At 48.7% G+C, this 6,843-nt stretch carries 4 protein-coding genes; all 4 read left to right on the forward strand.

Translation table 11 applies throughout. The features are described from left to right. A partial coding sequence (locus tag VIP81_RS29185; protein ID WP_331970021.1) for a SusC/RagA family TonB-linked outer membrane protein occupies positions 1 to 2,002 on the forward strand: 2,002 nt, incomplete at its 5' end. An 18-nt stretch (positions 2,003 to 2,020) separates the two neighbouring features. Then, positions 2,021 to 3,661, forward strand: coding sequence for a RagB/SusD family nutrient uptake outer membrane protein (locus VIP81_RS29190; protein WP_331970024.1), 1,641 nt, complete (start codon positions 2,021 to 2,023; stop codon positions 3,659 to 3,661). Then, positions 3,661 to 5,886 carry a glycosyl hydrolase family 28 protein gene (locus tag VIP81_RS29195; RefSeq protein ID WP_331970027.1) on the forward strand — a complete coding sequence of 742 codons (2,226 nt, stop codon included), beginning with the start codon at positions 3,661 to 3,663 and terminating at the stop codon, positions 5,884 to 5,886. Before VIP81_RS29190 ends, VIP81_RS29195 begins: the two co-directional genes overlap by 1 nt. Then, positions 5,876 to 6,843 (forward strand): glycoside hydrolase family 88/105 protein (locus tag VIP81_RS29200; protein ID WP_331970030.1); only part of this gene is annotated, 968 nt, incomplete at its 3' end. The genes VIP81_RS29195 and VIP81_RS29200, both read left to right, overlap by 11 nt.

The following is a 6,843-nucleotide window of genomic DNA, read 5'->3' on the forward strand; positions in this document are numbered from 1 at the left end:
GTCAGAAAAAACAAAAGTCTATTTCTCCTTCGATTACTTCAATGAAAAAGGACTCCTGAAACTGGATGAACTGAAACGCTATTCTACCCGCTTAAACATCGATCAAACGATTAACGATGCACTTAAAGTAGGCGTGCAAAGCCAGATCACTTACTATGATCAGGGCGCCCGTCGCGATCCGCTGAATCAGGCCAACAAATATATTCCGTTGGGTTCCCCCTATGATTCTGCCGGCAACCTGGTGTTATTCCCTAACAGTGGCTCTGCTATCAACCCGCTGGCGGATGAACAACCCAATGCCTATTTAAATAACACCGGCACAACCCGCACTTTTATCAACGCTTACCTGGAACTCACACCCTTCAAAGGATTTATGTTCCGTTCCAATTTTGGGGTAACGCTGGAAAATGCGAAACAAGGCGTCTTTGCTTCCAAAAGCTCCATCGACCGATCTACTGCGTCTACCTCGCGGTCACAGTCGAACGGGAGTTCCCGCCGGTTTCTCAGTTGGGAAAACGTAGCGACCTATAACAAAACCATCGGCAACCACTCTTTTGGCATCACCGGCGTGGCCAGCGTACTCACAGATCAGCGCGATTCTTCCCTCATGCAGGGTGAAGGACAGCTGCTGCCTTCTCAACTGTACTATGCGCTGCAAAACAACGTCAGTGGCATTGCTATTCGCAACAGCTATCAGGCGAGTAAACTGATTTCTTTTACCGCACGCCTGAACTATGCGTTCAAAGGGAAATACCTCTTGTCACTGACCGGCCGCTCCGATGGCTCGTCTAAATTAGCCCCCGGCAATAAATGGGCCTTCTTCCCATCTGTCGCAGGCGCGTGGCGTATCAGCGATGAAGCGTTCATGAAGTCACAAACATTCCTGAGCGACCTGAAACTGAGAGTGAGCTATGGTATCGCAGGTAATGATGCGGTAGCGCCTTATTCCAGCACCGCTTATCTCACTAAAGTTCCTTTCTCTTACGATGATACCAATGCCGCCATGGCCTACGCTATCGGTGATCAGGCTGGCAACAAAAATCTGAAATGGGAATTGTCCACTACCAAAAACATCGGACTCGATTTCGGTATCATAGCCAACAAAATCAGCGGTAGCATCGACTACTACGATACGCAAACCAAAGATCTGCTCCTGCTGCGTACTTTACCTACTTCCACGGGTGTTAGTACGGTGATACAAAACATTGGTAAAACCCGCAACAGGGGAATAGAAATAGGCATCAACACCACTAACATTGTGACGGCAGATTTCAGGTGGACATCCAACATCGTATACTCCCGTAACAAAGAAGAAATCGTGGCACTGGCAGATGGCAACACCAATGATGTGGCCAATGGCTGGTTCATAGGTTCCCCGGTGAAAGTATATTTCGATCAGCAAAAAATTGGGATCTGGCAAACAGCCGATGCGGGTGAAGCAACGAAGTATGGCTACAAACCCGGTGATATCCGCGTAAAAGACCAGGACGCCAATGGTATCATCAATTCTGCAGACCGTATTATTCTCGGTGCACAGGTGCCTAAATGGAGTGGTGGGTTGAATAACGATTTCCGCTACAAAAATTTTGATCTCAACATCTACGTGTTTGCACGCATAGGACAATGGATCAATTCTGAATATGCTGCTAAATTTGATCCACAGGGACTGGAAAACAGCGCTCCGCTTAATTACTGGACACCTGAAAATGCTTCCAACGATTATCCGCGCCCGAATGCAAGTCTTTCTAAAGATGGTACGCCCTTCATTAAAACACTGGGCTATAAAGAGGGCTCTTTTGTGAAGATCCGCAATTTGTCTCTCGGCTATACCTTCTCCGGGCAGGCATTGAAGTCAATGCACCTGAGTAGTCTTCGTTTATACGTGACCGGTAAGAACCTCTTTACTTTCAGCAAAATAAAAGACTACGATCCGGAAAGAGGCGGTGATCTGAGTAACCCACTCACTAAAATGTATGTGGCCGGATTAAATGTTGAGTTTTAATTTTTCAAAAAAGCAGTTATGAAACCGAACATAAATAAATACTTTATTATACTGGCAATAGCCGCTGCAAGTCTTGCTGGTTGCGCCAAGCAGCTGGAAGAATACAACCCTGGCGGCACTACCAGCGACGCTGTATATTCTACCCCTGAAGGATTTGAAACGCTGGTAAATGCTGCGTATACCTATAACCGTTGGTGGTATGGAAAAGAAGAAGGGTACAGTATTGCAGAAATGGGTACAGACATCTGGACCAGCGGCACCGGTGATAAATATCCCGACATCACCAACTATAATAACCTGCAGGCCAGCAATACCGTGATGAGTGGATTGTGGAAACAATTATATGCAGCCATCAATCTGTGCAATGCCGGTATTACCCGCATCGATAAAGCCGGTTTGACAGAAGATAAAAAGAAAGTACGCAATGCAGAGCTACATTTTCTCCGTGCTTTTTACTACTGGCATATTGTGGAAACCTGGGGTGGTGTGAATTTTACATTGGAAGAAACTTCCGGCGCCGTTACTACTGCTAACCGTACCCCGGTAGAGAAATTTTACACACAAATTTTTGCTGACCTGGATGTGGCGGTGAATAACTTACCCGTTACCACTACCGATTATGGCAGGGTCACCAAACCTGCAGCAGAAGCCTTTCTGGCGAGAATGTATCTCACCCGTGGCATGAACCAGCAGGCGGCAGATATGGCTGATAAAGTAATTAATAATTATAGCTTTGCATTACTGCCAAAGTATGCAGATTTATGGCGCATGGATAACCTGCAAAATAAAGAAGTGATCTGGGCGGTTAACTATATGAAAAACCTGGTATTCGATGACCGTACCGATGCCACGCTGTTTCCCAACGGGCACTCCCGTGGCGCCAACAATGGTCACCTGATGTTTGCCATGAAGTATGATGACCTTCCGGGTATGCAACGGGATGTGTTGAACCAACGCCCGTTTAACCGTTACATGCCTACGTTGTTTTTGTTAAACCTGTTCAATGATAAAGCAGATGCGCGTTATCAGGCTTCTTTCAAACAGGCATGGCTTTGCAATAATCTTAAAACAGCACCGGCGGGCATGAAGCTGGGAGACACGGCGGTGTTCTGCAGTAAGGATGTATTACCAGCTACCACGAAATATCGTTTGTACGACAAAAATGCGGTGTACAACAGTGAGGGTGGCGGCAACGATCGTACCCATTATGTATCGCTGCAGAAATTCGATGATCCCACACGGGCATCCCTAAACGAAGAACAGAGTGCCCGCGATGCATTTATTATCCGCCTCGCTGAAATGTACCTGATAGCCGCGGAAGCACAATTTAACCTGAGCAATGCAGCTAAAGCAGCCGATTATATTAATGTGATCCGTAAACGAGCCGCTATTCCCGGTCAGGAAGCGGCCATGGAAATTACTGCGGCGGATATCAGCCTGGACTTTATCCTCGATGAAAGAGCCAGGGAACTGGCGGGTGAACAGCTACGCTGGTTCGACCTGAAACGTACCGGTAAGCTGGGAGAAAGAATTGCGCTCCACAATCCGGATGCGGCTAAATATTTCCAGTCGTTTCATACCGTGCGGCCCATTCCGCAGAATCAGATAGATGCAGTAAGTAACAAAGAAGAATTTAAGCAGAACGATAAATACAACTGATGAGATATTTGCAGATACTACTATTATCATTATTGGGACTGGCACCTGCCAGTCCCAAACCCGCTATATTCCTGATCGGTGATTCCACCATGGCCGACAAGCCATTGGCGGATAATCCGGAGCGTGGCTGGGGACAGCTGTTGCCCACTTTTTTTGAACCCGGCATGGTCATAAAAAATTATGCCGTGAACGGGCGCAGTACCAAAAGTTATATCGATGAACACCGCTGGGATAGTGTGCTGGCGCAATTGCATCCCGGCGATTGGGTGATGATCCAGTTTGGGCATAATGATGCTAAAATCAGCGATAGCACGCGTTATGCAGCACCGCAGGGCGCTTACAAAACAAACCTCGAACGCTTTGTAAATGAAGCCCGCGCCAAAGGAGCTAATCCCGTGTTGATTACCCCGGTAGCCCGCCGTCAGTTTACCAAAGGTGTTTTGGAAGACACCCATGGCCAGTATCCTGCGGTGGTCAGGACGGTGGCTGCGGCAATGCAGGTGCCGCTGCTCGACCTTCAGCAAAGCAGTACCGCGCTCCTCCAACAGGCAGGAGATACCGGTTCCGTGAAAATGTTTAAAACTACACCCGCAGGACATTACCACTCTTTGCCACAAGGTGTTACAGACAATACCCACTTTTCTGCCTATGGCGCCGCAAAAATGGCTGCACTCATTGCAGGGGCCATCAGAGAACAACATCTGCCACTGGCGGCTTATCTGAAGACAACACCTTTCCAACATAAATACAGCTACGAACTGCCGCTGATCTATGAGCCACATTTCAGAAAGGATACGTTTAATATCCGGGACTATGGCGCTAAAGCAGATGGCATCACTTTAAACAGCAAAAGTATTAACGAGGCCATTACCACCTGTAGTAACCATGGCGGTGGCGTAGTGCTGGTGCCGGCGGGACTGTGGCTCACGGGGCCGCTGGTGTTGCAGCGCAATGTGAATCTTCATCTGGCAGCGAATGCTATATTGCAGTTTACGACCGACTTTGATCAGTATCCACTCATCACGACTACTTACGAAGGACTGGCCGCCGTGCGTTGCCAGCCTCCCGTGTCGGGCAATAACCTGGAGAATATAGCCATCACCGGTAGTGGTATCCTGGATGGCGGCGGCGATGCGTGGCGCATAGTTAAAAAGGCCAAGCTCACCGCTACACAGTGGGAGAAACTGGTGGCCTCCGGTGGTTTGGTAGGGGAAGACAGCGTGACCTGGTATCCTTCTAAATTATCTTATCTCGGCGCTAAAACCAATCAGGCAGGCGTAATTACGCCAGGTAGTAAACCGGCAGATTATGCCGGTATCAAAGATTTTCTTCGCCCTAATATGATTAGTATTTCTGCTTGTAAAAACGTGCTGCTGGAAGGCGTAACTTTTCAAAACTCTCCTGCCTGGTGTTTGCATCCATTGCTCTGTGAAAATATTACCCTGAGAGGGATCTATGCAAAGAATCCGTGGTATGCGCAAAACGGTGATGGGGTGGATCTGGAGTCCTGTAAGGATGCACAAATCCTGGACTGCACCTTTGATGTGGGAGATGATGGCATCTGCATTAAATCTGGCAGAGATGAGCAGGGACGCAGGCGTGGGAAGCCAACAGAAAATGTGCTGGTCCAAAACTGTACGGTCTATCATGCACATGGGGGCTTTGTGATAGGGAGTGAAATGTCCGGAGGTGCCCGCAATATCTATGTTTCGGATTGTTCCTTTCTGGGCACCGATATCGGATTGCGCTTTAAAACTGCCCGTGGCCGCGGTGGGGTGGTAGAAAATATCTACGCCGCCCGTATTAATATGAAAGATATTCCGGGAGAAGCTATCCTGTTTGATATGTACTATGCCGCCAAGGATCCGGTGCCGTTGGCCGGTGAAAGAAGAACAGCGCCTAAAGTAGAGCAATTGCCGGTGACTGAGGCGACCCCAGGATTTCGTAACTTTTATATCAATGATGTGGTATGCAGTGGCGCGAAGAAAGCGGTTTTTATCCGCGGCCTGCCGGAGATGCCCGTCAGCAATATTTGGCTGAGTAACCTGGTTATGAAAGCAGATGAAGGGATTAGTTGCCTGGAGGCAACAGGCATACATTTCAGTAATGTATATCTCCAGACTTCGGCTGGTACTAAACCGTTGCAAACCCGCAACATCAACAATATTACATTCGACAGCTGTCGTTATCGCAACAACCATTCAACGGAAGAGCATGAGTTTTAAAAAGAGCTTATTCATGGGGGCGCTGATGGCCATCCACTCCCTGACTACACAGGCGCAAACAGGGGCCGCCGGTATGGCCGCTACGGTGATGCGGATCTGGAAAGATTCGCTTCCCGGTACACCGATGAAATGGACCTATGACGAAGGCGTAGTACTGGAAGGATTTACGGGGTTATGGAAACAAACCAATGATCAGCAATATTTCCGGTACATGCAGCAGCGCATGGATTTTTTTGTAGGAGATAACGGTGATATCCGTACGTACCGGCAAAAGGATTACAACATCGATAATATCAAGAATGGCCGGGTATTACTGACATTATATAAAGCCACCGGCAATAATAAATACCGGGTAGCCGCTGCGCAGCTGCGGGAACAGTTGCGCGGCCAGCCCCGTACCCACGATGGTGGCTTCTGGCATAAACAACGCTACCCTTACCAGATGTGGCTGGACGGCCTGTATATGGGGGAACCGTTTTACGCGGAATACGCTGCACTGTTTCATGAAGACAGCGCCTTCCGTGATATTACCCGGCAGTTTGTGCTGATGGAAACACATGCACGTGATACTACCACCGGCTTATTATACCATGCCTGGGATGAGTCACGGGAACAGCGCTGGGCCAACAAAACCACGGGACAGTCGCCTCACTTCTGGGGTAGGGCGATGGGCTGGTATGCCATGGCGCTGGTGGATGCGCTGGAATATTATCCGGTAGGAGATCCGGGCAGAGATAGCCTGATTGCCATCTTAGGTCGTACAGCCGCCGCCGTTAAAAAATACCAGGATGCCAACACCGGCTGCTGGTACCAGGTACTCGACAGAGGGGGAAGCAAGGGCAATTATGTGGAAGCTTCCGCTTCCTGCATGTTCGTATATGCGTTGGCGAAAGGTATCCGCTTGGGTTATCTTCCGGCGGCTTATAAACAGGTGGCCACAAAAGGCTATGCTGGTAT

This window comes from Chitinophaga sp., assembly GCF_036566945.1.
GTDB lineage: Bacteria > Bacteroidota > Bacteroidia > Chitinophagales > Chitinophagaceae > Chitinophaga.